This is a genomic window from Halomonas sp. YLGW01 (assembly GCF_014840935.1).
In the GTDB taxonomy this organism is placed as follows: domain Bacteria; phylum Pseudomonadota; class Gammaproteobacteria; order Pseudomonadales; family Halomonadaceae; genus Onishia.
This window is the reverse complement of the sequence record NZ_CP062005.1, coordinates 2,383,853-2,410,472: the sequence shown is the minus strand read 5'-3', so window position 1 is coordinate 2,410,472 and position 26,620 is coordinate 2,383,853. Positions and strand designations below refer to the sequence as shown.

Annotated in this window: 27 protein-coding genes; 17 read left to right on the top strand and 10 right to left on the bottom strand. The window is 66.9% G+C overall.

The features are described 5' to 3' along the window. The first annotated feature begins 28 nt into the window (after window positions 1–28). From IEJ03_RS11125 to IEJ03_RS11105, 5 genes are all read left to right on the top strand, one after another. Window positions 29–1,432: an aspartate aminotransferase family protein gene (locus IEJ03_RS11125; protein ID WP_192034925.1), complete on the top strand. Its 1,404-nt coding sequence runs from the start codon at window positions 29–31 to the stop codon at window positions 1,430–1,432. 162 nt (window positions 1,433–1,594) lie between these two features. After that, window positions 1,595–2,593, top strand: a complete 999-nt coding sequence (gene eutB, locus IEJ03_RS11120) for a hydroxyectoine utilization dehydratase EutB (RefSeq protein ID WP_192034924.1) — start codon at window positions 1,595–1,597, stop codon at window positions 2,591–2,593. A 43-nt stretch (window positions 2,594–2,636) separates the two neighbouring features. Continuing rightward, complete coding sequence (locus tag IEJ03_RS11115; protein WP_192034923.1) at window positions 2,637–3,593, top strand: cyclodeaminase; 957 nt, start codon at window positions 2,637–2,639, stop codon at window positions 3,591–3,593. Between the two features lie 132 nt (window positions 3,594–3,725). Beyond that, window positions 3,726–4,397, top strand: coding sequence for a haloacid dehalogenase type II (locus IEJ03_RS11110; RefSeq protein WP_192034922.1), 672 nt, complete (start codon window positions 3,726–3,728; stop codon window positions 4,395–4,397). Window positions 4,398–4,547: 150 nt separating this feature from the next. Then, entirely contained in the window at window positions 4,548–5,012 is a 465-nt protein-coding gene (locus IEJ03_RS11105) for a DUF302 domain-containing protein (protein WP_192034921.1), read from the top strand. Between the two features lie 139 nt (window positions 5,013–5,151). Here IEJ03_RS11105 and IEJ03_RS11100 read toward each other — a convergent pair whose 3' ends face one another. From IEJ03_RS11100 to IEJ03_RS11065, 8 genes are all read right to left on the bottom strand, one after another. Then, window positions 5,152–5,358 carry a zf-HC2 domain-containing protein gene (locus IEJ03_RS11100; RefSeq protein WP_242457943.1) on the bottom strand — a complete coding sequence of 69 codons (207 nt, stop codon included), beginning with the start codon at window positions 5,356–5,358 and terminating at the stop codon, window positions 5,152–5,154. Continuing rightward, complete coding sequence (locus IEJ03_RS11095; RefSeq protein WP_192034920.1) at window positions 5,355–5,963, bottom strand: sigma-70 family RNA polymerase sigma factor; 609 nt, start codon at window positions 5,961–5,963, stop codon at window positions 5,355–5,357. Before IEJ03_RS11095 ends, IEJ03_RS11100 begins: the two co-directional genes overlap by 4 nt. Window positions 5,964–6,163: 200 nt before the next feature. After that, window positions 6,164–6,787 carry a TIGR04282 family arsenosugar biosynthesis glycosyltransferase gene (locus tag IEJ03_RS11090; protein WP_192034919.1) on the bottom strand — a complete coding sequence of 208 codons (624 nt, stop codon included), beginning with the start codon at window positions 6,785–6,787 and terminating at the stop codon, window positions 6,164–6,166. Beyond that, window positions 6,777–7,487 (bottom strand): TIGR04283 family arsenosugar biosynthesis glycosyltransferase, encoded by a 711-nt coding sequence (locus tag IEJ03_RS11085; protein ID WP_347400978.1) that lies wholly within the window; start codon window positions 7,485–7,487, stop codon window positions 6,777–6,779. Before IEJ03_RS11085 ends, IEJ03_RS11090 begins: the two co-directional genes overlap by 11 nt. Continuing rightward, on the bottom strand, window positions 7,484–8,191 hold the full coding sequence (locus IEJ03_RS11080) for an ATP-binding cassette domain-containing protein (protein ID WP_192034917.1): 708 nt from the start codon (window positions 8,189–8,191) through the stop codon (window positions 7,484–7,486). Before IEJ03_RS11080 ends, IEJ03_RS11085 begins: the two co-directional genes overlap by 4 nt. A gap of 35 nt (window positions 8,192–8,226) precedes the next feature. Then, window positions 8,227–9,924 carry an ABC transporter permease subunit gene (locus tag IEJ03_RS11075; protein ID WP_192034916.1) on the bottom strand — a complete coding sequence of 566 codons (1,698 nt, stop codon included), beginning with the start codon at window positions 9,922–9,924 and terminating at the stop codon, window positions 8,227–8,229. A 5-nt stretch (window positions 9,925–9,929) separates the two neighbouring features. Further along, window positions 9,930–11,222, bottom strand: a complete 1,293-nt coding sequence (locus tag IEJ03_RS11070) for an ABC transporter substrate-binding protein (protein ID WP_192034915.1) — start codon at window positions 11,220–11,222, stop codon at window positions 9,930–9,932. Window positions 11,223–11,287: 65 nt separating this feature from the next. Then, on the bottom strand, window positions 11,288–12,388 hold the full coding sequence (locus IEJ03_RS11065) for a phosphotransferase (protein ID WP_192034914.1): 1,101 nt from the start codon (window positions 12,386–12,388) through the stop codon (window positions 11,288–11,290). 271 nt (window positions 12,389–12,659) lie between these two features. On the opposite strand from IEJ03_RS11065, the gene IEJ03_RS15825 reads away from it, so the two are divergent. From IEJ03_RS15825 to IEJ03_RS11020, 9 genes are all read left to right on the top strand, one after another. After that, entirely contained in the window at window positions 12,660–12,935 is a 276-nt protein-coding gene (locus tag IEJ03_RS15825) for a hypothetical protein (RefSeq protein WP_202884366.1), read from the top strand. 48 nt (window positions 12,936–12,983) lie between these two features. Beyond that, entirely contained in the window at window positions 12,984–13,745 is a 762-nt protein-coding gene (locus tag IEJ03_RS15820) for a hypothetical protein (RefSeq protein ID WP_202884365.1), read from the top strand. 74 nt (window positions 13,746–13,819) lie between these two features. Further along, on the top strand, window positions 13,820–14,542 hold the full coding sequence (locus tag IEJ03_RS11050) for a hypothetical protein (RefSeq protein ID WP_192034913.1): 723 nt from the start codon (window positions 13,820–13,822) through the stop codon (window positions 14,540–14,542). Between the two features lie 114 nt (window positions 14,543–14,656). Further along, window positions 14,657–15,457, top strand: coding sequence for an aspartate/glutamate racemase family protein (locus IEJ03_RS11045; RefSeq protein ID WP_192034912.1), 801 nt, complete (start codon window positions 14,657–14,659; stop codon window positions 15,455–15,457). Between the two features lie 171 nt (window positions 15,458–15,628). Next, entirely contained in the window at window positions 15,629–17,233 is a 1,605-nt protein-coding gene (locus IEJ03_RS11040) for a nodulation protein NfeD (RefSeq protein WP_192034911.1), read from the top strand. 36 nt (window positions 17,234–17,269) lie between these two features. Continuing rightward, complete coding sequence (locus tag IEJ03_RS11035) at window positions 17,270–18,049, top strand: slipin family protein (RefSeq protein ID WP_192034910.1); 780 nt, start codon at window positions 17,270–17,272, stop codon at window positions 18,047–18,049. A 528-nt stretch (window positions 18,050–18,577) separates the two neighbouring features. Next, entirely contained in the window at window positions 18,578–20,068 is a 1,491-nt protein-coding gene (locus IEJ03_RS11030) for a SulP family inorganic anion transporter (protein WP_192034909.1), read from the top strand. An 89-nt stretch (window positions 20,069–20,157) separates the two neighbouring features. Continuing rightward, window positions 20,158–21,012 (top strand): universal stress protein, encoded by an 855-nt coding sequence (locus IEJ03_RS11025; protein ID WP_192034908.1) that lies wholly within the window; start codon window positions 20,158–20,160, stop codon window positions 21,010–21,012. Between the two features lie 138 nt (window positions 21,013–21,150). After that, window positions 21,151–21,510, top strand: coding sequence for a RidA family protein (locus tag IEJ03_RS11020; RefSeq protein WP_192034907.1), 360 nt, complete (start codon window positions 21,151–21,153; stop codon window positions 21,508–21,510). 111 nt (window positions 21,511–21,621) lie between these two features. Here IEJ03_RS11020 and IEJ03_RS11015 read toward each other — a convergent pair whose 3' ends face one another. Both IEJ03_RS11015 and IEJ03_RS11010 read right to left on the bottom strand, forming a co-directional pair. Continuing rightward, window positions 21,622–22,389, bottom strand: coding sequence for an outer membrane lipoprotein carrier protein LolA (locus IEJ03_RS11015; RefSeq protein ID WP_192034906.1), 768 nt, complete (start codon window positions 22,387–22,389; stop codon window positions 21,622–21,624). 97 nt (window positions 22,390–22,486) lie between these two features. After that, window positions 22,487–23,371 carry a MurR/RpiR family transcriptional regulator gene (locus tag IEJ03_RS11010; protein WP_192034905.1) on the bottom strand — a complete coding sequence of 295 codons (885 nt, stop codon included), beginning with the start codon at window positions 23,369–23,371 and terminating at the stop codon, window positions 22,487–22,489. 263 nt (window positions 23,372–23,634) lie between these two features. On the opposite strand from IEJ03_RS11010, the gene zwf reads away from it, so the two are divergent. From zwf to IEJ03_RS10995, 3 genes are read left to right on the top strand one after another with little or no spacing between them, the layout of a single operon-like run. Further along, window positions 23,635–25,128, top strand: a complete 1,494-nt coding sequence (gene zwf, locus IEJ03_RS11005; RefSeq protein WP_192034904.1) for a glucose-6-phosphate dehydrogenase — start codon at window positions 23,635–23,637, stop codon at window positions 25,126–25,128. Between the two features lie 48 nt (window positions 25,129–25,176). Further along, window positions 25,177–25,842: a 6-phosphogluconolactonase gene (pgl, locus tag IEJ03_RS11000; RefSeq protein ID WP_192034903.1), complete on the top strand. Its 666-nt coding sequence runs from the start codon at window positions 25,177–25,179 to the stop codon at window positions 25,840–25,842. Between the two features lie 18 nt (window positions 25,843–25,860). After that, complete coding sequence (locus IEJ03_RS10995; RefSeq protein WP_192034902.1) at window positions 25,861–26,523, top strand: bifunctional 4-hydroxy-2-oxoglutarate aldolase/2-dehydro-3-deoxy-phosphogluconate aldolase; 663 nt, start codon at window positions 25,861–25,863, stop codon at window positions 26,521–26,523. Window positions 26,524–26,620 lie beyond the last annotated feature (97 nt).

Here is a 26,620-nt window from a genome sequence, read left to right as displayed (position 1 = left end):
GTGGTCGGGGAGTTTTAGGGAGAAAAACATGAGCACCCATCAGGAGCTGATCGATCGCGATCGCAAGGTCACCTTCCACGCCTCTACCCACCTGCGTGACTTCGCCCATGGCGATGCGCCGGGCCGGATCATCACCGGCGGTCAGGGCATCAATATCGTCGACATGGACGGACGTGAGTTCATCGACGGCTTTGCCGGCCTGTACTGCGTCAACATCGGCTACGGCCGTACCGAGGTGGCCGAGGCCATCTACAAGCAGGCCCTTGAGATGTCCTACTACCACACCTATGTGGGGCACTCCAACGAAGCGCAGATCAGGCTCTCCGAAAAGATTCTCGAGCTGGCCGGCCCCGGCATGTCCAAGGTCTACTACGGCATGTCAGGCTCAGATGCCAACGAGACCCAGCTCAAGCTGGTGCGCTATTACAACAACGTGCTCGGGCGCCCGCAGAAGAAGAAGGTCATTTCGCGGATGCGCGGCTATCACGGCTCCGGCATCGCGTCGGGCTCATTGACCGGCCTGAAGGCGTTTCACGATCATTTCGACCTGCCGATCGATACCATTCGCCACACCGAGGCGCCGTACTATTACCACCGCGCCGCCGAGCAGGAAGGCATGAGCGAGCAGGAATTCTCGGCCTACTGCGCGACCCGGCTCGAGGAGATGATTCTCGCCGAAGGCCCCGACACCGTGGCCGCCTTCATCGGCGAGCCGGTGCTGGGCACCGGCGGCATCGTGCCGCCACCGGAGGGTTACTGGGCGGCGATCCAGGCGGTGCTCGACAAGTACGACGTGCTGCTGATAGCCGACGAGGTGGTGTGTGGTTTCGGGCGCATCGGCAGCAACTTCGGCAGCCATCACTACGGCATCAAGCCGGACCTGATCACCGTGGCCAAGGGCCTGACCAGCGCCTATCAGCCGCTGTCCGGGGTGATCGTCGGCGACCGGGTGTGGCAGGTGCTCGAGCAGGGCACCGGCGAATACGGCCCGATCGGCCACGGCTGGACCTACTCCGGCCATGCGCTGGGCTGCGCGGCGGGGCTTGCCAACCTGGAGATCATCGAGCGCGAAGGCCTCACCGCCAACGCCGCCGAGACCGGCGCCTACCTGCAGCAGCAGATGCAGGCCACCTTCGGTGATCACCCGATCGTCGGTCAGGCCCGCGGCGTGGGCATGCTGGCGTCGCTTGAGTTCTCCGCCAATCCGGCCAAGCGCGCCCACTTCGACCCGAGCCTCAAGGTTGGCCCGCGGATCGCCGCGGCCGCCCTCGAGGAGAACCTGATCGCCCGCGCCATGCCTCAGGGCGATATCCTCGGCTTCGCGCCGCCGCTGATCACCACCCGGGATCAGGTCGACGAGATCATTGCCCGCGTCAAACGGGCCGTGGACAAGGTGACCGATGAACTGACCCGCGATGGCGCGCTGCGCTGAACGAGGCCCGCCCAGTCCTGACTCGCCCGGCATGAACAGCAGGTGAGGATCGTCATCCAAGCGCCGCCCACCGGGCGGCGCGCTTGATCGTGGCCGCGCACACGGCCATCGTTAGACTCATCATCATGACGCTAGTGATGGTCATCGAATAAGGATGCGCCCATGCCCCCTCCCGTTCACGGTGTGACCCTGGCCGAACTCTACCGAGCACGCAAGCGGCTCGAAGGCCAGGTGGTGCGCGCGCCGTTGGTGTGCTCGGCGGCGCTATCGCGCCGCTTCGACGCGAAGGTGCTGCTCAAGCTCGAGACCTGCCAGCCCACCGGCGCCTTCAAGCTGCGGGGGGCCACCAACATGATCGCTGCGCTGATCGAGCGCCATGGCCGCGAGGCCCTGGCCAAAGGCGTCACCACCGCCTCCACCGGCAACCACGGCCGGGCGGTGGCCTTCGCCGCGGCGCGCCTCGGGGTGCCGGCGACCATCTGTCTGTCGACCCTGGTGCCGGCCAACAAGGTTGCCGCCATCGAGGCCCTGGGCGCCACTGTCACGCGCATCGGCGCCAGCCAGGACGAGGCCTTCGAGGAGGTGGCGCGACTGGTCGATAAGGAGGGCATGACCCTGATCCCGCCCTTCGATGACCCGCTGATCGCCGCCGGCCAGGGCACCATCGGCCTGGAGCTGCTCGAGGACGCCCCGGAGCTCGACCGGGTCTTCGTCGGGCTCTCCGGCGGTGGCCTGCTCGGCGGCATCGGCGCGGCCCTGAAGGCGATCCGCCCGGAGGTTCAGCTGACCGGGGTGAGCCTCTCTCGCGGAGCGGCGATGTGGAAGAGCCTCGAGGCCGGGCATCCGGTGGCGGTGGAGGAGGTCGAGAGCCTCGGTGACTCCCTGGGTGGCGGGATCGGCCTGGACAACCGCTGCAGCCTGGCCCTGGTCGATGAGGTGATGGACGATCACTACCAGGTCTCGGAGGCCGCCATCGCCCATGCCATGGTCGACATGCTCGAGCACGAGAAGCTGCTGGTCGAGGGGGCGGCGGCGGTCGGGCTGGCGGCGATCGCCGAGCACGGCATCGATATCGGAGGCCAGACGATCGCCTTGATCGTTTCCGGCAACGGGGTATCGCTTGAGACCCTTGATCGAGCCCGGGGGCTCATAGGACGCTAGAGGCTCTGACGGGATCACCGACCCCCCAGTTAAGGAGAGTCCCATGCAACTATTCGACCGGGAGGCGATCGGCGAGGCCGTGACGCTGGATCGGGACGCCCTGACCGCCGTGGAAGCGGGTTTTGCCGCCCTGGGGCGGGGCGAGGCGGTGCAGCCGCCGATCCTGTCCATGGCCATCGAGGAGGCCAACGGCGAGGTCGACGTCAAGACCGCCCACCTTCGCGGCTATTCGCGGTTCGCGATCAAGGTCAGCTCCGGCTTCTTCGACAATCCCAGGCTGGGCCTTCCTAGCCTCAGCGGCCTGATGATGGTGTGCTCGGCGCGCACCGGCCTGGTCGAGGCGATGCTCTTCGATGAGGGCTACCTGACCATGGTGCGCACCGCCCTGGCCGGTGCCATCGCCGCCAAGCACCTGTCACGGGAAGACAGCCGCCGGGTCACGGTGCTGGGGGCCGGCGAGCAGGCCGAGCGACAGGTCGAGGCGCTGCGCCTGGTCCGCGATATCGACAGCGTCGATGTCTGGGCGCGGAGGCCGCAGGCGGCGGAGCACTATGCCGAGCGGCTGCGTGCCCGGGGCCTTGAGGTCAGGGTGCACGCAAGCGTCCGGGCCGCCTGCGCCGTGGCCGACATCATCGTCACCACCACGCCCTCCCATGAGCCACTCCTTACCGCGGCGGATCTACCCGAGGGCGTGCACGTCACCGCCATGGGCTCCGACAGCCCCGAGAAGCGCGAGCTCGACGCCGGCGTGCTGACTCGCGCCGATGCCTTCGTCTGCGACAGCCGGGCCCAGAGCGCGTGCCATGGCGAGCTCAAGGCCTTCGCCGGGGCCGCCGACGTCGGTGGCGCTCTGCCCTTCAAGGTCTTCGAGCTTGGCCGGGTGATCGCCGAAGGGCAGCGGCTGCGGCTGTCCGATGCGACCATCACCGTCTGCGACCTGACCGGCACCGGGGTGCAGGATACCGCCATCGCCGACTTTGCTCTCGGCCGTCTGAGTTGACCCGCTATGGCGTGGCCCCCATGGCGTTGAACCCCTTTGGCGCTCAGGTGTCTGTTGCGGGGCGATGGAGATACGGTCCTGCGGGCGACGCCCGGCGTCGCCGTTTATAGCGCATAATCAGAAGGATGCAAGATGAGCAAACGTGTACTGGCCTTCGACGTCTATGGCACCCTGATCGATACGCATGGCGTGATCGCCGAACTGGAAACGGCGCTGGGCGAGAGAGCCGCGGCCTTCTCCCAGCGCTGGCGGGACAAGCAGCTGGAATACAGCTTTCGGCGCGGCCTGATGGGCGCCTACACCCCCTTCTCGGCCTGCACCCGGGAAGCGTTGGAGTTCACCGACCGCGCGCTGGGAACCGGCCTGAGCGAAGGTCAGAAGGATCGCCTGATGGCGACCTACGGCCGGCTGCCGGCCTTTCCCGATGTCGCCGAGGCGCTACAGCGCTTCTCGGGCGCCGGGGTGACCTGCGTGGCCTTTTCCAACGGCACCCGCGAGGCGGTCGATGGCCTGCTGAGTCAGGCCGGGCTTCGGGATTACTTCGACGACATCATAAGCGTCGATGAGATCAAGCGCTTCAAGCCCGACCCGGCGGTCTATTCGCACCTGCGTGACCGCATGGAAAGCGAGGCTCAGGACACCTGGCTGATCTCCAGCAATCCCTTTGACGTGATCGGGGCTCGCCATGCCGGCCTGCATGCCGCCTGGGTGCGGCGCAGCGCCGAGGCGCCCTTCGATGCCTGGGGTGGCGAGCCGGATGTGACCGTGACCGACCTGCTCGCGTTAAGCGAGCGGCTAGGTTGAGTACACGGGCTGAGCCTTCGGGTTGGGCATTCTGACTGAGGATCGGAACCGATCGCCCGGGCATCCGGTCGGCATGCCTGTCATGCAGACATCTCATGGCCACGGCGTCACTGTGGTCCTCCCAAGGTTCCAACGGAAAGGAGTACGATCATGATCAAGGCAAGACTGGCCCTCGTCGCCGTGACCCTCTTCAGCCTGTCCGGCATCGCCGCGGCCGGTGACCGCGCCGACGGTATCGAGCACCTGGATAGCGAACAAGACATACAGGCGGTCGATCAGGGCCTGCGCGATGCCCTGGACAGCAAGGGCCTGACGCTGTTTACGGTCATCGACCACGCCGACAATGCCCAGAAGGCCGGGCTATCCCTGCCCCCCACCCGTACCTTCGTGTTCGGCAACCCCAAGGTCGGTACCCCGATGATGGTGTGTCAGGGCAGCATGGCGCTGGACCTGCCGCAGAAGATGGTGCTCCGCCAGCTGGACGAAGGCACTCGGCTCGAATGGAATTCTCCCCACTACCTGGCCGAGCGGCACCGGCTGACCGACTGTGAGCTGCCGCTGGACAAGGTGGCGGGCATTCTCGAGGCCGTGGCTCAGGAAGCAGCCACGCCCTGACGGGTGAGCACCGTTGACGCGACGCCCGGCCATTGATGGTCGGGCGTCGACGTGTCGGCAGGGTGACGGCGAGGCGCCGCGGGTGAGCGCTCAGGGGGAAGTGGCATCGCTCGCGGGCGGTAGTAGCAGGCTGGTATGGCTATCGGGCGTCGTCATCGGGTGCCAGACGGTCCCGGTAGCGTTGCCCGGCCAGATGGAGCAACTCGAACTGCCGGTCGCAATGGCGGCAGGCCCCACACATGCCGAGGTGAAAGCGCAGGGAAAAGCGCTCCCGCAGGCTCAGGGGGGCGTCGAGGCGCTTGGACATCAGGCGGGTCGCCTGCTTGCACATCATCATCTGGATCATTGGCCGTGCTCCGTCGGGGCATGCTGGGAAAGATAACCGCGTTCGATGCAGGCCCGCAGCCGCAGGCGGGCTCGATGCAGGATCACCCAGCAATTGTTTTCTTTCAGGCCGGTCTCCTTGCAGATATCCGCCGTCGACAGGCCCATCAGTTCGCGCAGCGAGAAGACGCGGGCGATGTTCTCGGGGAGCGCGATCATGCAGGTATCGAAGACCCGCCAGAAGTGCTCGTTGGCGAAGCTGGCTTCCGGGTCGCCCCAGGCCGAGGGCCGCGCCGCCGCCTGCCACTGACCGTTCTGCTGAAACTGCCGGTCGATGGCATCTTCGTCGCTCTCGCCCTCGAAGGATTGCCATTTGCCCTGACGTCGCTGGGTCCGCAGGGCATCGAGGATCTTGTACTTGAGGATGCCGAAGACCCAGGTCTCGTAGCCGGAACGGCCGGCGAAGTCCGCATCCTTCTCGATGGCGGTGGCCAGCGCCTCCTGCACCGCGTCCTCGGCCATGGCCGGTTCTCTCAGTTGCAGGCGGGCGAAGGACACCAGGCGGGGCCTGACGGCCGCCAGGCGCTGCATCCTCGCGTTGGTCTCTTCTGTACTCGTGCCGCTCATGGCATCCCCCTGGCAAACCGATGCTCATATCATGAACCGCCGATACGAAAGGTCAAGGCGATACCCGAACGCGAGCATGGGACTTGGTGCCGCGAGAGACGCCTACCTTACGCATGAACTTGAGCACGCACTTGCGCACGAACCTGCGCGGGCGCCGATCATGCCCTTCATCACCGATGCGCGGGTGTCCGAGCGCCGCCTCAGGGTGACATCATGGCCTGCCAGCGGGCCAAGTCCTCGGGGCGGTCGATGTCCCAGACCTCGGCGGGGCGGGCGATCGACCAACCGAGCGCCTCCGCCCGGGCGAGGGTCTGGGCGAGCACCCGCTCGCCGCCCCAGGCGATGTCGGCGAAGAAGGCCCGCCGCGGGGTGTTTAGTCCGACCAGGGCATAGCCGCCGTCTTCGGCGGGCAGCAGCACACCGTCGTTGAGGGCCAGGGCGGCCTGGCAGTCGGCGAGCAGCGCAGGCGTCAGCACCGGGCAGTCGCTGCCTACCAGTAGCCCCGGCGTCGCCATGGCGTCGAGCGCTGAGAGCATGCGCTCGCCCAGATCGCCCTCCGGCTGCGGGCGTCGCGCGATGCCATGCCGGGTGGCGAGCTCCACGAACAGCGGGTGGTCATGCTCGAGGCCGGTCCACAGCACGATGCGGTGCGCCGGGGTGGTGGCCAGGGCCACCTCGAGGGTTCGGCGCAGCAGCCGCTCATGGAGCCGCGCCGCGGCCTCGGCACCGAGCGCGGGAATCAGCCGAGTCTTGACCCGCCCCGGCAGGGGCGCCTTGGCCAGAATGGCCAGGGGCAAACCGTCGTTAAGCCGATCAGCGGGCATGGCGATACTCCTCGGCCAGGCGGTGACTGTCCTCGCCCCGCCAGTAGCGAAAGCGCAGTCGCCACATCAGAAGGATCGTGGCCCAGGGGCCGTGGCGTTCCCAGCGCCGCCCCGAGCTCACCACCCGCGTGCGTAGGCAGGCCGGCCTCGACAGTGCCTTCAGGCGCCGGCTGATCTCGATATCTTCCATCAGCGGCTGCTCCGGATAGCCGCCGACGGCGTCGAAGGCGGCGCGGGTCATGAACAGTGCCTGGTCGCCGGTGGCGATGCCGGTGAGGCGTGAGCGCAGGTTCATGCAGCAGGCGACGACTCTTAGCATGCGCCGTTGCCCGGTGAGACGGATATCGAAGCGACCCCAGCAACTCGCCCCATCGAGGGCTCGGGCGACCCGGCGGTCGGCCCGGCGCGGCAGCCGGGTATCGGCATGCAGGAACAGCAGGTGCTCACCGCGGCTGGCCTGGGCGCCGAGGTTCATCTGCCGGGCCCGGCCCGGTTCGCAGGAAAGAACGCGATCGGCATAGCGCCGGGCGATCGTGACGGTGGCGTCCCGGCTACCGCCATCGACGACCAGGATCTCGACCCCGCACACCCATAGACCGAGCAAGGTGGCCAGCTGAGGCTCGAGGGTGGCCGCCTCGTCGAGGGTCGGGATGATGATACTCAGGCGCGGGGTTTTAGGCACGGGCATCGATGGGGTCAAGATTGAGCTCCCAGCTCGATGACGGGCCCGCCGGCCGCCTCGGCATCGGCGGCGTCGTGGGTGACCATCAGCGCCGGCAGGCCCAGGCGGCGCACCCGGGAGAACACCAGGCATCGCATCTCGTGGCGCAGGGACGCATCGAGCTTCGAGAAGGGCTCGTCCAGCAGCATGGCACGGGGGCGCGAGAGCAGTACCCGCATCAGGGCCACCCGGGAGCGTTGGCCGCCGGACAGGGTGGTCGGGTCCCGGTCGGTGTAGCCTGACAGGCCGATCTCCTCGAGTGCCGCCTCGATGCGCGTGCGCCGCGCGCGGCGGCCGCCGCCGCGGGGCATGCCGAAGGCCAGGTTGCCGCCGACGCTCAGGTGGGGGAAGAGCATCGGGTCCTGGAACAGCAGGCCCAACTGGCGCGCCTCGGGGGCCAGGCGGGTGAGGTCGGTGTCGTCGAGCAGCACCCGCCCCCGCGCCGAGAAGGCCGGGGCCAAAAAGCCCGCCAGGTAGGACAGCAGGGTCGACTTGCCGACCCCGGAGGGGCCCATCAGGGTCAGGATCTCGCCGGGAGCGATGCGGGTATCCAGTGCCACCAGCGGCTGGCCGCGCTGGTTGATGCGAACCCCTTCCAGGGTCAGGGCTCCCTCGACGGGGCGGCTTTTGCTTCCCGCATCGGCGGGGAGAGAACGGTCGGTGGTGGCACTTCTTGCAGTCATGGGGGCGGTGCCCGGGGCGAGAGAATCGAGAGAAATCACGGGTCGAGCACTCCACTTCGGTGACGCATCAGCAGTCGGGGCAGGGTCAGGGCGAGGGCGAAGCCCAGGGCGGGCAGCAGCAGCTGCATCAGTGCATAGACGGCGGCCAGGCGACGATCACCACCGCTGGCCAGGCTCACCGCCTCGGTGGTCAGGGTGGTCAGGCGGCCGGCGCTCATCAGCAGGGTCGGCAGGTACTGGCCGACGCTCACCGCGAAGCCGACCGCCGCGGCGGTCAGGATCGGCACCGTGAGCAGCGGCAGGCGTACCCGCAGGAAGAGGCTGGCCGGCGAATGGCCCAGGCTCGCCGCGACCTGCGCCCAGCGGGGATCGAGGCGGCGATAGCTCTCGGCCAGTGACAGGAACACATAGGGCAGCACGAAGAGGCTGTGGGCGAGCATCACGGCCAGCGTGCCCGGCGCCAGGCCGGCCTGGCCCTGCAGCTGCACCAGCCCGAACAGGAAGGCCACCGGCGGCACGACTAGCGGCAGGTAGAGCACCAGCTCCGCCCAGGCCGCCATGCCTTGGCCGCGCAGCTGCTCGGCCTCCAGGGCGCCGATGGCCAGCGCCAGCGACAGGCCGGTGGCACACACGCCGATCAGCGCGGTCTGGGCAAGCGGATCCAGCAGTCCCGGCAGGGCGCCTTGCCAGGCATGCAGGCTCAGGGGGCTTGGCAGCAGCGCGGGGAAGGGCCACCAGCCGGCCAGCGACCACAGCACCAGCCCCATCAGGCTGCCACCCAGTAGCGCCACGGCGAGCAGGGTAGTGAGCCCGCCGGCGCCGGCCCAGAGACCATCGCCTGCGTGGCGCCGCCCGTTGGTCAGGGACGCGTGGAAGAGACGGGCGATCAGCCGCTCGCCCAACCACCAGGCCCCGAGCGCCGTCAGGGTGACGCCGAGTTGCAAAAGGGCCGCCGCCGAGGCGACGAAGCGCATCGCCAGGTCCGGGTCATTGATCCAGCGCACGACCGAGACCGCCAGCGGCGGCGGGGTGCTGGGCCCGAGGATCATCGCCACCTCGACATTGGCCGAGGCGAAGGCGATCACCGCGTAAACCGGCAGACGAATCAGCGGATAGAGCCCGGGCAGCACCGCCTTGGCGAAGGCGGTGAGGGGCGCATAGCCCAGCGAGCGGGCCAGTCGCAGGCGAGCCTGGGCCTGGCACTGGGGCAGGGCGGCGAGGCTCATCAGTAACAGGAAGGGCACCTCCTTGATGACCAGTCCGATGATGAGACCAAGGCCCCAGGGGTCGCCGGGGAAGAGATAGTCCGGCGGCGTCTCCCAGCCGCTGGGCCAGGGCGAGATCAGCCGGCTGGCCAGCCCCGAGGGTGTGAGCAGGAAGGCGATGCCGATGGCGGCGGCGGCATGGGGCACCGCCAGCAGGGGCGACAGCAGGCGACGCACCAGCGCCAGGGCGCGGGTCTCGGCGAAGGCGCCGATGAACAGCATGACGATGGCGAGCGAGACCAGGGTGCTGACAAGCCCGGTGGTCAGGCTCAGGCGTACCATGTCGCCAAGGCCCGGGGTTGCGGCCAGACTCCGCCAGTGCGCGAGGGTCAGCTCATCGCCGCCGAGGGCCGGCAGCCAACCGAGTGCCGGGGCCAGGACCCCGGCCAGCCCGCCGACAACCGGCAGGCTGAGAAGGGCGATGGCGAGCCAGGGGATGGCACGAATGGTCGGTGAGAAGAGGCGCATCGGGATCACTGGCTGCCGTAACGCTCGAGCCAGGTCGCCTCGAGACGCGCCATCCAGCTCGGGTGGGGTTCGGGACGCGTCTTCGACAAGGCATCGGCGGGCAGGGCGGCGGGGTTGTCGCGGTCGTCGATGAAGGTGGCGCGTGCCGCCTCGTCGAGGGCGGCCATGTCGAGCACGGTGCGATCACCCCAGACGGCCGGATCCAGCTTCTTCGCCTGGGCCTCGGGCGAGAGCAGGAAGTTGGCGGTGACCAGGGCCCCGGCCTTGTGGCTTGAATTGAAGGGAATGGCGACGAAGTGCACGTTGCCCAGCGTCCCGCCGTCCAGCACGTAGCTGCGGGTGGTCGGCGGCAGCTGGAAGTCGGCCACCGCCGCGGCCGGCTCGGAGGGTATGAAGGTGAAGGCGAGGCTCAGCTCGCCGTCGCCCATCAGGCGCCGCATCTCCGGCCCGCTGGCCGGGAAGTGACGCCCGTCGCGCCACAGGTGCGGGTGCAGGGCGTCCAGGTAGTCCCACAGTGGGGCGGTGACGGCGGCGAAGTCGCTCTGTGCGGCCGGTTCATAGAGGGGTGCGGTGTCCGTCGCCAGTTCGATCAGGGCCTGCTTCAAGAAGGTGCTGCCGGTGAAGTCTGGCACCAGCGGATAGGTGAAACGGCCCGGATGGGCGCGAGCCCAGTCGAGCAGAGCCGGGATGGAGCCCGGCGGCGTCTCGAGGCGAGCGCTGTCGTAGTAAAAGGTCAGCTGCGCCTTGCCCCAGGGGGCCTCGAAGCCCTCGGTAGGCACCGTGAAGTCGAGGCGCACCTCGGGGTTGGTCTCGGGCCGGGTCAGGTCATGGTTCGGCAAGGCCTCGGCGAAGGGACCGAACAGCAGGTCGTTGTCCTTCATGGCGGCGAAGTTCTCGCCGTTGATCCAGATCAGGTCGATGGCGCCCTCATCGAGGTTGCCGGCGGCCTTCTCCGCGATCACCCGTGAGACGGCGGTACCGGTATCGTCGAGCTTGACGTGGACCAGCTCGATGTCGTGGCGCGCCTCGAGGGTATCGGCGGCCCAGGCCAGGTAGGCGTTGGTACGGCTGTCGCCGCCCCAGGCATTCCAGTAGACCGTCTGGCCCTTCGCAGCCCGCTCGATGGCGGCCCAGTCATCCAGGCGCAGGGCGTCATCTTGAGCCAGGGTCGGCAGAGCGGTGATGGTGAGGGCGATGGCGCTCAGCAAGCCGGTGAGGGAGCGGCCTCGCCAACGACCGAGCGAGCGAGATGAGGCAGCGGGCCTGTGACGGTGGGCGAGGAGGGCTATCCGGGTCATGAAGGCGATCCTTGTGGTGATGGTGTCAATCGTCAGGGTAAGAGAGGCCCTAGAGGCGCGGGCCGTCAGGCCAGGCCGCTGTCGTCGGCAAGCGCCCGCCACTCGTCACGGACGCGGGCGATGACGGGCGCAGACAGATAGTGGTGGACCCGGTCGGCGACATGACGGATCAGCGCTGGGTCACTGAGTTCCGACGACCAGTCTGCGCCCGCGGCGGCGGCATCACGCGCCCGGCATCGCTCGACCTGCCACTTGGCACACCAGGTCACCGACCACAGCCACATGGCGCGACGACACTGCAGCAGGTCATCGGCGTCGAACCGGGCGTCGCGCTCGGCCATGGACGCGGCCCAGGCGCGATGAAAGGCGCGGACCTCGGCGAGACTCAGCGCGGCATGGCTCCGAGGGTCCCAGGTCGTCGAGGTGTAGAGGGTCGCATGGGCCAGGTCGAAGCCGGGCAGGCTATAGCGGCACTTCTCCAGGTCGACGAGCATCGCCCGACCGCCGTCTTGAACAAGAAAGTTGCCGGGATGGGCATCGAAGCTGATCAGCGTAGGCCGGGGGGGCGGTGCCTCACTGGCCCATTGCACGAGCGCCAGCAAATCGTCGTGCAACGCCTGGCGCACCTCGGGCGCGATCTTCGCCTGATCAAGATACGCCGCCTGCTCATGAAGCTCCGCGAGCATGGCCGCCCAGGGATCGATCGGCGCCAGCAAAGGGGCGCGTTTTTCGGCCGGTGGCAGTGGCTGTGCATGCAGGCTGGCCAGGGCCTCGGCAATCGCCGGCAGGTCCTCGGGCAACCGGGATGGGCGGCCGCGGATCGCCGAGACCAGCAGGCCACCTCGCGGCAAGGCGGCGCTCGGGGGCAGCACGGCCTTGAGTGCCGGGGTATGACCGCTTCGGCTCGCTCGGGTGAAGCAGGCCGCTTGGTAGGCGAGGTTGTCGTCGACCGCGAGCCCCATCTGGCTCTGCTTGGGCAGCCGCGCCACCCAGTCCTCGCCGCTGTCGCGCTCGAGCCACAGGTGGGCATGGGCCAGGCCGGTATCGGGCATCGGCTTGATGGCCAGCAGGTTTCCGGCGAGCCCCGCTACCTCGAGGGCTTGAGCCAGGGGGGCCTGCAGGGGTGTGGCGGGGGGGAGCGAGGCAGCGGTGTCCGTATCGAGCATGGCGGTCTCGGGTCAGAAAAAAGAGAGAATACGGGAACTTGGTCTACCGTCGTCGCAATACCTTACAGCCTTTGAGCACAGAACCTTACCCGGGTTATCCGCTCGATTCGGCCGGTGCTGGACGAGGCAGGAGCCTCGGGCGCATCGGCGAAAATCGCCACCGGGGTGTAAGTCTGGCTCAGGATGCGCGACCAAGTTCCACGTTTCGCACGCTGCGGCACGTATCCAGGGCCCTCAGGGCCAGCCACCGACAACAATCTGGAGAACGATCATGCCTAGCTTTCGTCTGCTGCCCAACCGTCGTGCCATGACTCACTCGCTGGCCGCGTCGCTGCTGGGGCTCGGCCTGGCAGGTGCCGCCGGGAGCGCCCTGGCGCAGTGCGGGGCCAACCCCTGCGCGGTCAAGACACCCTGTGCCGCCCAGCAGAGCTGCGCGCCGAATCCCTGTGCGGCCAAGAACCCCTGTGCCGCGGCCAATCCCTGCGCGGCGGCCAATCCCTGTGCGGTCAAGCCTCCCTGCAATCCCTGCGAGGCCGGCGGCCAGTAGGGGCCTCTCCGTCTATCCTGCTAATGGAAGAGTCTCAGGAGCGAGTCCATGACTACGATCGATCATCTCTGGCGCTGTCGCCGCCCCCTGATGACAGGCGGGGCCCTGCTCGGCGTTTCCCTGGCCGGTGTCATGGGGCAGGCCCTGGCCCAGTGTGGCGCCAACCCCTGTGCGGCGAAGAACCCCTGCGCCGTCCAGCAGGCCTGTGCCCCCAACCCCTGTGCCGCCAAGAACCCCTGTGCCGCGGACAATCCGTGTGCGGCCAAGAATTCCTGTACCGCCAATCCCTGCGCCGCCAATCCCTGCGCCGCCAATCCCTGCGCCACCAAGAATCCCTGTGCGGCGAATCCCTGCGCGGCCAAGAATCCTTGTGCGGCGAATCCCTGCGCGGCCAAGAACCCCTGTGCCGCGGCCAGTGCCAGAAACCCCTGCGCAGTGAAGCGGCCGGACAATTACACGCCGGGCTATCGGGAAGACGGCGACAACGTTGACACCCTGATCGCTCGAGGCAAGGCACTCTTCCAGGACGCGAGCCTCAGCACCAATGGCCTGGCCTGTGCGAGCTGCCATGGGGTCGATCAGGACAGCGCCTATCAGGCCACCTTCGCCTCGCCTTTCCCGCATCGGGTGGCGATGGGCGAGAGCCTCTATGGCATGTCGATGCTGCATGCCGACGAGATGGTCCAGGTCTGCATGCTCAACCCCATGGCCGCCTCGACGCTGGGCTGGGACAGCGAGGAGCTCTCCGCGCTATCGGCCTATGTGGTCGAGGTACAGAAGCGCTATGCGGGCGAACCCCACCGCCTCTAGGAAGGGCAACAGGTCCGGCGAGCCGCCGTTGGAGGGCGCCGGACCGCCGTCCAGAGCCAAGCAAGGAGTCATCGATGACATCAATGGCCGCATTCTCCCTCTTCGAGCCCATCTCGGTGCCACGCCTCGAGGGCTATTCCACCGCTGAGATCGCGGTCATGGCGGCCGCTGCCAGAGAGGCGCTGGACTGCCAGCGGGTGTTGAAGAAGGTCGGCTTGAATCTCGTTGGTGAACTGCTCAAGGGGCAGGGGGACTTCCTCGAGTTCAATCACTATCCCGATGGCGATGTCTATGACAGCGAGACCGGTGGCCAGTACTACTATCATGCCCATCGCGGCGGCGAGCATGGTCACTTCCATGTCTTCAACCGCCCGGTCGCCGACCATGGGGACGGCGAGGTCGGCACGCCCACTCATCTGATCGCCATCTCCATGGACGCCTGGGGCGAGCCGCTGGGCCTCTTCACCACCAACCGCTGGGTGACCGGCGAGCACTGGCGCGATGCGACCACGACCCTGTCGCTTGCCGAGGCCTTCGCCCTCGATCATGCCTGGCCTTCCTGGCCGGTCAACCGCTGGATCACCGCCTTGCTGGCCTGCTATCACCCCTATCTCGACGTACTGCTCGAGCACCGCGACCGGGAGATCAGGCGGCTGGCCGGCGCGGATCCCGAGGTCTTCGAGAATCGAGAGATCGAGGTGATCGGCCAGCTGCCTATCGACCTGCCGGCCTGGGCGGCGGTCCTGGAAGGCGCGCTTCGGGCGCGTCGCGACCAGCAGGGGATCGTCGGGGAGTGAGGCTGCGTTGACGCGCCGCATGACAATCAGCGACATGTGCGCACGAAGACACAGGCTTGAGACCCATAGAGCGACTAGGGTAATAGCATCACGCCTCTATTCACGGATGCCGCCATGCCGCCAGTCTCTTCCTCAGTTTCCTCCTTCCCGCTCACTGCCGCGGCGGACGACCGGGCACTGGCGTTTCATCGCTATGCCCGACCGGAGCTATTGCGCATTGGTCTGGTATTGCTCGATACCGACTACACCCTGGAGCGGGACTGGCATCGGCTGGTCGGTGACGACATGGAGCTCTTCTGCACCCGCATGCCCACTCACGCCGAGGTCACCCCGGAGGCCCTCAAGGCCCTGGAAGCCGGTATCACCCCGGCCGCGGCGACCCTGGTGCCGGGACTGCCGTTGCATACCCTGGTGTTCGGCTGTACCTCGGCGGGGCTCCTGATCGGCGACGTGCCGATCGCCGAGCGCCTGCATGCGGTGCGCCCCGAGGTTGCCGTCACTCACCCCTGGCTTGCCATCCGTGCCGCCCTGGAGGCGCTGGAGGCGCGCCGCATCGCCGTGCTAACTCCCTATGTGCGTGCAGTGGATGATGCCTTTCTCGCCGCCTTCACGGCGCAAGGTATCGAGGTCGCGGCCATCGGCGGCTTCCGCCTCGACCACGACCCGGACATTCCGGCGGTGGACCCCGCTTGCCTGGGCGATGCCCTGGCGTCGCTTCTGGAAGGCGTGGAGCCTGTGGAGGCGGTGGTCCTGCCCTGCACCAACCTGCGTGCGCTGGATGTGCTCGAGGAGCTCGAGCAGCGCTTCGGCGTGCCCTGCATCTCGAGCAATCAGGCGCTCTACTGGCACGCCCGCTGGATCGCCGGCCGCCCCACCTGTCAGGCCGGCTTCGGGCGGCTGCTGGCCGGCGTATGAGGGCGCAAGCCGTCGAGTCTGGGTGTTCATGGCGAAATCGGGCCTGATGATGTCGATGTTGGCTATGTTGTAAGGGTGAGTACACCGCAAGCGCGGCACATGGGTGGGGGGAGCAGGCGCTCTCCCTGGCCGGGCTCGCAAGGCCCAGCGGCAGGGAAGGGGGCAGAGATCATGAAGGCCAGCAGATCCCATCGCACATTCTGTCGCAGGAGCCGAGGGCGACTGTGGCCGAGCCTCGCGGTGCTGTTGCTCGGCGCGATGCTCGCCTGGCTGGGGCCGGCCCTCGCCCAGCAGGAGAGTCGGGAGCGCCAGGTGCTGGTGATGACCCTGGGCGGTGTTGTTGGCCCGGCCACCGCGGACTATTTCATCCGCGGCCTGCATCGTGCCCGGGACCTCGATGCCGAACTCGCCATCCTGGTGCTCGATACGCCGGGTGGGCTGGATGCCTCGATGCGCGACATGATCAGCGAGATGCTCTCCTCGCCGGTGCCGGTAGCGATCTATGTTGCGCCTGGCGGAGCTCGAGCGGCCAGCGCCGGCACCTACCTGTTGTATGCCAGTCATGTGGCGGCGATGGCGCCGTCGACGCATCTGGGCTCGGCCACTCCGGTGAGCCTGGGTGGGGGCGGCCTGCCAGGCTTCGGCGACGAGGAGCCCCCGGCCGGTGATGAAACCGAAGGGAAGGCTACGTCCGGCAAGGCCAAGGGCAGGGAGGTGAGCAAGGGTGAAGGCGCCTCCGGCGAAAGGGGCGCAACGGCCGGTACACCGGCTCCTCAGGCGGCTGATGCTCAGGTTCCAGATGATCGGGCTCCAGATGGTCGGGCTCCAGATGCTCAGGCGGCAGAGAAACCAGACGCCGACGCCCCGAAGCGGCGTGGCGCCACCGCCATGGAGCGCAAGGTGCTCGAGGATGCGGTGGCCTATATCCGCGGCCTCGCCGAGCGTCACGGTCGCAACGCCGACTGGGCCGAGCTCGCCGTGCGCGAGGCCCGGACCCTGACCTCCAGCGAGGCCCTCGAGCAAGGGGTCATCGATGTGCTGGCCCGCGATCTCGATGACCTGCTGGCCCAGCTCGATGGTCGCCGTGTGATCATGGAGAACGGAGAGCGGGTGCTGGCGACCGCGGACCTGACCCTCGAGCGCTTCGATCCGGATTGGCGCACCGAGCTGTTGTCGGTGATCACCGACCCCAATGTCGCCTACTTCCTGATGATCATCGGCATCTACGGGCTGATCTTCGAGCTCTCCAATCCCGGCAGCCTGGTGCCCGGCACCATCGGAGTGATCTCGCTGCTGTTGGCGCTGTTTGCCTTCCAGGTGCTGCCGGTCAATTTCGCCGGCCTGGCATTGATTCTGGTCGGCCTGGGGCTGATCGCCGGGGAGGCGTTGATGCCGAGCTTCGGCATTCTCGGTATCGGCGGCATCGTCGCCTTCGTGATCGGCTCGGTGATCCTGATGGATGCCGAGAATCTGCGCGTCTCGTTGCCGCTGATCGGCGGCGTGGCGGGACTCGCGGCGGCCCTGCTGCTGTGGATGATGGTCCACTTCATCCGCCTGCGCCGGCGTCCGGTGCGTACCGGTCAGGAGGAGCTGCTCGGTGCCGAGGCCAGGGCACTGGAGGACTTCGATACCGATGGCCACGTCTGGCTGCACAACGAACGCTGGCGCGCTCGCGCCCGGGAGCCGGTGCTCGAGGGGCAGCCGCTCAAGGTGGTGGGGCTTCACGGCCTGACCGTGGAGGTCGAACCGCTCAAGGCATCATCACGCGAGTCCTAGCCAGTGCGGCCGGGGACTGCCAAGGAGGTGTGCGTCATGTTGATTTCCTATCTGGTACCGGTGGTGCTGCTGATCATGCTGCTGGCGGCATCGATTCGTATCCTGCCGGAATACAAGCGCGGCGTGGTGTTCTTCCTGGGGCGCTTCCAGCGCGTCATGGGGCCGGGGCTCGTCATCATCATTCCCGGCATTCAGCGGATGCAGGTGGTCGACCTGCGGGTGATCACCATGGATGTGCCGGAGCAGGACGTGATCTCCCAGGACAACGTCACCGTCAAGGTCAATGCGGTGCTGTACTTCCGGGTGGTCGACCCGGAGAAGGCGATCATCCAGGTCGAGCACTACGTCAATGCCACCAGTCAGCTGGCCCAGACCACGCTGCGTTCGGTGCTCGGCAAGCACGAGCTCGACGAGATGCTTTCCGAGCGCGACAAGCTCAATGACGACATCCAGGAGATCATCGACACCTCCGCCGAAGGCTGGGGCATCAAGGTGGCCAACGTCGAGATCAAGCACGTCGATCTCGACGAGAGCATGATCCGCGCCATCGCCCGTCAGGCCGAGGCCGAGCGGGAGCGGCGCGCCAAGGTCATCCATGCCGAGGGCGAGCTGCAGGCCTCGAAGAAGCTGGTCGAGGCGGCCAATGTGATGTCCGAGAATTCGGCGGCATTGCAGCTTCGTTACCTGCAGACCATGAGCGACATGAGCAACAAGAATGCCTCGACCATCTTCTTCCCGCTGCCCATGGATGTCATGCAGGCCTTCCGGGACATGGGCGAGTACCGAAAGGCCACGCCGCCGCCCCCGACTGACTAAATGCGCGAGATTAAGGCGCGAGTAAGAAGCGAGAAAAGGGCCGAGTGAGGCTCGAACCTTCCTTGTGCCCCGCCCGACGGTCCGAGCCTGGCCGGGCGGCGGTCCCCGTCGCCAGGAGGGTGCAGGTCGCGCGCTCAACTGATAGAATCCGCCGCTTGTCAAAAGTGACGTAGATACCACCAGGGTAAAGGATCGCCGTGACGGTCCTTACCTGCGAGTGACGGGATGATTCACTGTGATAGTCGATACGACAGTTGATACTCGGCAGACCCTGCCCGCCGGTGGCAGTACCCCGCCCTAGCGCTCCCTTTCCCATCCTGTCGCTGTCTTCATGGCAGCGTCACCGCTTGGCGTCATCCTGACGTCAACCGTGCTGATTAGCGACACGCTCCGCCTCGCCTATGGGCTGCCTTCGCCGGCAGGCCGCGGCCAGCGTCGCGCTTCAGGCGGCCCCCGTATCTCGACGTCACCGCGCGCCACGCGCTTCGCGCCTTCGGGCATGACATGGACCCACGACTGGACCGCAGAATGATCCGATCAATCAAGCAAGACTGGTTTTCCAACATCAAGGGCGATTCGCTATCGGGGATCGTGGTGGCGCTGGCGCTGATTCCGGAGGCCATCGCCTTCTCGATCATCGCCGGCGTCGACCCCAAGGTGGGCCTCTACGCCTCCTTCTGTATTGCCGTGATCATCGCCTTCACCGGCGGCCGGCCGGGCATGATCTCGGCGGCGACCGGTGCCATGGCGCTGCTGATGGTGACGCTGGTCAAGGAACATGGCCTCGAATACCTGCTGGCGGCCACCCTCCTGACCGGGGTGCTGCAGATCGTGGCGGGCTATCTGCGCCTCGCCGACCTGATGCGCTTCGTGTCGCGCTCGGTGGTCACCGGTTTCGTCAACGCCCTGGCGATCCTGATCTTCATGGCGCAGCTGCCTGAGCTCACCGACGTCACCTGGCATGTCTATGCCATGACGGCGGCGGGACTTGGCATCATCTATCTGTTCCCGCTGATCCCGGTGATCGGCAAGACTCTGCCCTCCCCGCTGGTGTGCATCCTGGTGCTGACCGCGGTGTATATCCTCTCGGGCATGGACATTCGCACCGTCGGCGACATGGGCGAGCTGCCGGACACCCTGCCGGTGTTCCTGTGGCCCGAGGTGCCGCTGACCCTCGAGACCCTGTGGATCATCCTGCCCTATGCGGTGATGCTCACCGTGGTCGGCCTGCTCGAGTCGATGATGACCGCCACCATCGTCGATGACCTGACCGACACCTCCTCGAACAAGAACCGTGAGTGCAAGGGGCAGGGGATCGCCAACATCGGCGCCGGCCTGCTCGGCGGCATGGCGGGCTGCGCGATGATCGGCCAGTCGGTGATCAACATCAAATCCGGCGGCCGCGGTCGCCTGTCGACCCTGGTGGCCGGCGTGGTGCTGCTGCTGATGGTGGTCTTCCTCTCCGATTGGGTGTCGCAGATTCCCATGGCCGCGCTGGTGGCGGTGATGATCATGGTCTCGATCGGTACCTTCAGCTGGGCCTCGATCCGTGACCTGAAGAAGCATCCGCTTTCCACCAATATCGTGATGCTGGCGACCGTGGTGGTCACCGTGAGCACCCATAACCTGGCGATCGGCGTCTTCGTCGGCGTGCTGCTGGCCGCGCTGTTCTTCGCCAACAAGGTCGGCAACATTCTCTACATCGGCTCCGAGGCCTCCGAAGACGGTCGCGGCCGTCGCTATCAGGTGGTGGGCCAGGTGTTCTTCGCCTCCGGCGAGCGCTTCATGGCCGCCTTCGACTTCAAGGAAAGCGTCGAGCGGGTGGTGATCGATCTGTCCCGGGCACACTTCTGGGACATCACGGCCGTTGAGGCGCTGGACAAGGCGGTGCTCAAGTTCCGCCGCGAGGGCACCGAGGTTGAGGTGATCGGCCTCAACGAGGCCAGCGCGACCATCGTCGACCGCTTCGCGATCCACGACAAGCCGGATGCCGTGGACAAGCTGATGGGCGGTCACTGATACGCGAATCGCGCCGGTGCTATCCAGCGCCGGCGCATTGCGGTAGAAAGGCGGTAAGAGACGCCATTCACCTGCCAAGGACCTGCACCATGACCGATCAAGTGATGGCAGCCATCGACGGCTCTCACTTCTCCACCGGCGTATGCGATTACGCCGCCTGGGCGAGCCAGGCGCTGGCTGCGCCCCTGACCTTCCTGCATGTGGTCGATAACCATCCCCAGACCGCCGAGGCGGATCTCTCCGGCAACATCGGCCTGGGCTCCCGGGAGCACCTGCTCGAGGAGCTCTCGTCGCTGGACGAGCAACGCGCGCGCCTGGCCCAGGAGCGTGGCCGGGTGATGCTCGAGGCCGCCAAGACTCGGGCCGTCGAGGATGGTGTGGCCGAACCCGCTTCTCGCCAGCGCAACGGCGAGCTGGTCGAGACGCTGGCCGAACTCGAGAGCGAGATTCGCCTGCTGGTGATCGGCAAGCGCGGCGAGTCCGCCCACCAAGCGCCCGAACATCTGGGATCCAACCTCGAGCGGGTGGTTCGCAGCCTGCATCGGCCGATCCTGATGGTGCCCGAGGAGTTTCGCCCCCCGCGCCGGGTGATGATCGCCTTCGATGGCAGCAAGACCACCCGCAAGGGCGTCGAGATGATCGCCCAGAGCCCGCTGTTCACGGGCATCGACTGTCATGTGGTGATGGTCGGGGCCGAGGTGGCCGATCTGCGCTCGCAGCTCGACTGGGCGCTCAAGACGCTCTCCGAGGCCGGCTTCGAGGCCCACGGCGAGATCCGCGCCGGTGAGGTGGAGGCGAGCCTTCGCGGCTACGCCGAGGAACACGACATCGACATGCTGGTGATGGGTGCCTATGGCCACTCGCGGGTGCGTCATCTGCTGGTCGGCAGCACCACTACCACCATGCTGCGCCGGGCCAGCCTGCCGGTGCTGTTGCTGAGATAAGTTCTTGAAATAGAGTGTTGAAATAGATTGCTGAGATAGGCTCGGGCGCCGAGATCGGCGCAGAGCACATGATGCGTGGCGGTCGGGCGACAGGGCCGGCCGCCACCTTCCCCAGGGAAACTCAAGGAGAACCAGGACGTGACCATCGTTCGACACGACACCAAAGCGCGCATGAGCCGCGCCGTGATTCACAATGGGGTGGCCTATCTGTGTGGCCAGGTGGCTGGCCCCGAGGCCCGTCACAGCGATATCGCCGAACAGACCCAGAGCATGCTCGCACGGGTCGAGGCGCTGCTTGAGGAGATCGGTTCCGACCGCGAGCACCTGCTCTCGGCAACCATCTACCTGAAGGAAGGCCACGACTTCGCCGCCATGAACGAGGTCTGGGATGCCTGGGTGCCCGAGGGTCACGCCCCCGCGCGCACCTGCATCACCGCGCCGATGCCGGCCGATGAGCTCAAGGTCGAGATCACCGTGACCTGCGCCATCAAGGGCTGAGCCTTTGCTGCCTGTCGGGGAGCGACCGCGTCGCTCCCCATGCGTATTCGGCTTCTCGCCGGCCCCTTTCTGCTAGTTCTGCTAGCGTTTTCCCGCTCCAGCCCTCCTGCTCTAGTCTTGCGTCTCCACGGCGGCGTCGCGGGCGGTCGCGCCGCGCTCTTCCTTCTCGCCCTCCACATCTTCCAGGGGCGCCGCGTCCTCCGCTGCGGTGGGATCGCCAATCAGCCAGTGAACCAGCCAGGGCACCAGGCTCTCGTTGAGCACTTCCTCGGTGTCACTCAAGCGGATGGAGAGGCTGTCGCCGTTGGCGATGGCCATGTCCAGCCGTTCGGGATGCTCGCCGCCCGACAGGGTCAGGGTCGCCAGTGGCAGCTCCAGGGTCGAGGCTCGTGGCCGCAGTGCCACCTGCCAGGCTTCGCGGTCGCCGGAGAGCGTGAGGTGGTATTCCTCACCGAGCGCCGAGAGGTCTCCGCCCATGAGTGCGACCAGCTGGCGCTGGAAGGTACGGCGGGCGGGCAGCAGTGCCTCGATATCGCCTTGGAGAGAGCGGGCCTGGTCCTGCTCGGCCTCGCTCTCCGTGGCATCGCTCTCTGGGACATAGCTCAGCCGCTCGGGGGTGAAGCTCAATACCTGGCGCGTCGGGGACTCGAAGAGCCAGATCAGCTGTTGGTCTCGCTGGAAGAGGAAGCGGCCTTGGCTGTGCAGCCGAACTTCCTGATCCGCCAGCCAGTGGAACTGGCGGAAGTGGCCCTGCAGTCGCTCGGGGGTAGCTAGCTGTGCTTCCAATGCATCGAGATCGAAGGCCTGAGCCGCCGGGGCAAACGCCAGTGTCGGCAGCAGCAGGGTGGCAAGCAGCACGGGGCGCAATCTGGCGATCATGATCTCTTCCGGGGCGCGGCGTGGTTCATCGGGGGCTCTCTTGCTGAAGTCGGGGCGGTTTGCCTAGTGTAACCCGAGGCGGGGGCGATCGCCGTGCTCAGCCGCCGGCGGGGCCGCCTGCGGCCTCCGGTTCGCTTGGGAAGCGGGTCGCCTGGAGGCTTTCCTTGATCTTCTTCAGATGGCCGAGGAAGTCCTCGCCGCGGCGCAGGGTGACGCCGGTGGCCAGCACGTCGATCAGGGCCAGATGAATCATCCGCGAGGTCATCGGCATGTAGACATCGGTATCCTCGGGGGTGGTGACCTCCAGGGTTTCGGTGCATTCCATCGCCAGCGGCGAGTCGGGGGCAGTGATGCCCAGCACCACGGCCCCATTGTCCCGGGCCAGGCGAGCGATCTCGACCAGCTCTCGCGTTCGCCCGGTGTAGGAAATGATCACCACCACGTCACCGGTGTGACAGGAGGCGGCGACCATGCGTTGCATCAGCACGTCCTCGTAGGCCATCACCGGCAGGTTGAAGCGGAAGAACTTGTGCTGGGCATCCTGCGCCACCGGTCCGGAGGCACCGAGGCCGAAGAAGTGGATCTGCTTGGCCTGGATCAGATAATCCACCGCTCGCTCGACGCGCTTGGCATCCAGTTCGCGGCGCGCTTCGTCGAGGGCAGCGATGGTGGCGCCGAAGATCTTGTCGCCATAGTGAGCGGCATCGTCGTCTCGCTCGACGTTGCGACTGACGTAGGGGGTGCCACCGGCCAGGCTCTGTGCCAGTTTGATCTTGAAGTCCGGGTAGCCCTTGGCTTCGAAGTTGCGGCAGAAGCGGTTGACGGTGGGCTCGCTGACCGAGGCCGCCTGGGCCAGGGTGGCGATGCTCATGCCGGTAGCGGCGGCGGGATCCTGAAGGATGACGTCGGCCACCTTGCGCTCTGAACGGTTGAGTTCGTCCAGGCGAGCGCGGATGCGGGCGATCAGGTCGTGACTGGCCATGCTGAGGGGGTGTCTCCGTGGCGACGAACATGACGAGGCGGCATGGATGTAGGGCCGTTCTGGCGGCGCGATCCGCGGGATGGCGCTCGTCATGTAGTGATTTAACTACATTATGCAGGATATGCTAGCGTGGGCGGCAGGCATGCGCCAAATTGTGGCCATCGCCCTGTGCCTTAAGTTGTAAAGTTACATATAAATCTTGCTTTATGCCGCACAAATAACGTATTTTGTGCGTAAGTTAACCATATTTCAGGGAGCGAGGCATGACCCGCGATACCCGTTCTCAGGACACCGGCCGCCTGGATGTCGACCTGGCCCTGTTCGGCGCTCTGGGCGATCTGGCCCTGCGCAAGTTGTTTCCGGCGCTCTATCAGCTCGATCGCGAAGGGCTGATGCCCGCCGATACCCGCGTGCTGGGCCTTGCTCGTCATGAGCTGGATCAAGGCGACTTCCGCGACAAGGTGGCCGCGGCTCTGAAGAAACGGGTCAAGCCCAAGGAGCAGGACCCAGAGAGTCTGGCTCGCTTCCTCGAGCGTATCGACTACGCCAAGGTCGATTTCGCCAAGCCCGACGACTACCAGGCCGTGCGCGCCTGGCGCGAGGGAGCGAACCGGCCGATGGTGGTCTACCTGTCGGTGCCGGCCAAGATCTATGGCGACATCTGCCGTAACCTCCAGGCCAGCGACAGCCTGGATGACGAGACGCGAGTGGTGGTCGAGAAGCCGATCGGCTACGACCTGGCCTCCTCCGAGGAGATCAATGATGTCATCGGCGAGGTGTTCCCGGAATCGCGGATCTATCGCATCGATCATTACCTGGGCAAGGAAACCGTCCAGAACCTGATCGCGCTGCGCTTCGCTAATCCCCTGTTCGGCACCCAGTGGAACCAGAACCATATCTCCCATGTGGAGATCACCGTGGCCGAGCAGGTCGGCATCGAGGGGCGCTGGGGCTATTTCGACCAGGCCGGCCAGCTGCGGGACATGGTACAGAACCACCTGCTGCAGCTGCTATGCCTGACGGCCATGGACCCGCCCTCGAATCTCGACGCCGACGCCATCCGGGACGAGAAGGTCAAGGTGCTCAAGGCCCTGAAGCCCTTCACCCACGAGTCGCTGGATCGCGACGTGGTACGCGGCCAGTACACCGCCGGCACCAGTGGCGGCCAGGCCGTGCCGGGCTACCTCGAGGAAGAGGGCGCCAATACCGATAGCCATACCGAGACCTTCGTGGCCATGAAGACGGAGGTCGCGAACTGGCGCTGGGCGGGCGTGCCCTTCTACCTGCGCACCGGCAAGCGGATGCCGGACAAGCTGTCGCAGATCGTCATTCACTTCCGTCAGCAGCCGCACTATATCTTCGATCCCGATCAGCGCAGCCTGGCGGCCAACAAGCTGGTGATCCGTCTGCAGCCCGAGGAGGGCATCGCCCTGCAGGTGCTGACCAAGGACTCCGGCCTCGACAAGGGCATGCGCCTGCGTACCGGGCCCTTGCACCTGGATTTCAACAGCGCCTTCCCCAAGGCACGGATTCCCGACGCCTACGAGCGGCTGCTGCTCGAGGTGATGAAGGGCCAGCAGTACCTGTTCGTGCGGCGCGACGAGATCGAGCACGCCTGGCGCTGGTGTGATCAGCTGATCGCCGGCTGGGAAGATCGTGACACGCCGCCGCGGCGCTACCCGGCCGGTTCCTGGGGCCCCGTGGCTTCGATCGCCATGATCACCCAGGACGGCCGCAGCTGGTACGAAGACTATTGATCCGGCGCCGCCGCGGGCGGCGCCATGTTCACTGTACGAGGACGCAAGATGAACCCCAGTCGCGAACATCTGGCTCACCAGCTGGCAGAGGCCGTGGCCGAAGCGCTCCGCGCCGATCTCGCGCATCAGGAAAGGGCCCTGCTGGTGGTCTCCGGTGGTTCCACCCCGGTGCCCTTCTTCAAGGCGCTGGCGGCCAAGCCGCTGCCCTGGTCGCGCATCGACGTGACCCTCGCCGACGAGCGCTGGGTCGCCGAGAATGCCGATGACAGCAATGCCCGGCTGGTGCGCGAACACCTGCTCACCGGCGAGGCCGCGGCGGCCACCTTCGTGCCCCTGACCACCGACGACGAGACTCCGGAGCAGGGCGCGGCGGCCGTTGGCGAGCGCCTGGCGGCGCTGACCTGGCCGGCCAGCATGGTGATCCTCGGCATGGGCGGCGATGGCCATACGGCCTCGCTTTTCCCGGACAGCCAGGAACTGCCGCTTGCCCTGAGTACCGAGGACACGGTGGTGGCGGTGCGCACCCCGAGCCAGCCTCAGGCGCGCATCACCCTGAGTGCCGACCGGCTGCATCAGGCGAAGCGCCATGTGCTGCACCTCACTGGCGAGGACAAGCGTTCCAGGCTGGCCGCGGCTCTGGGGGGCGATGACGTGCGCGAGCTGCCGGTCCGCGCCTTCCTGGCCTGCCCCCTGGCGATCTACTGGGCGCCCTGACCCCATCTGGAGACCATCATGAGCATCGACAAGCAGCTGCCCTCTACCCGCACGACCGAACTCGACAGCATCTGCCTCAAGGCCGAGGTGATCCCGGTGATCACCATCGAGCGTATCGAGGACGCCGTGCCCCTGGCCCGCGCCCTGGTCGAAGGGGGGCTGCCGGTACTGGAGATCACCCTGCGCACCGACTGTGCCCTGGAAGCCATCCGGCGCATGCGCGAGGCGCTGCCGAGCGCCAGCATCGGGGTCGGCACCGTGCTGACGCCGGCTCAGTACCGTCAGGCCGAAGAGGTCGGCGCCGACTTTGTGGTGACCCCGGGGGCCACCGAGGCACTGTATCGCTACGGCGTGGAGAGCCCGGTGCCGATGCTGCCCGGCGTCTCGACCATCTCCGAGCTGATGACCGGCTGGCAGTACGGCTATCGTCGTTTCAAGTTCTTCCCGGCGGAGTCCAGCGGCGGTGCCAAGGCCATCAAGTCCTTCGGTGGCCCGATCCCCGATGCCCACTTCTGCCCGACCGGCGGCATCACCGTCGACAATGCCGAGGACTACCTCAAGCTGCCCAATGTTATGTGCGTGGGCGGTTCCTGGCTGACGCCCAAGGCCCTGGTCGACGCCGAGGACTGGGACGGTATCCGCGAACTGGCGCGCCAGGCCGCTGAGCGCTTCCACCACTGAGATTCGCGCCGGCGGCGTCACCGCCGGCGATGCCGGGGGCCTGCCATCGCGACCCGTGCTCGCACCCAAGCTTCTCTCTCGACAGCTCTGCTGTTGT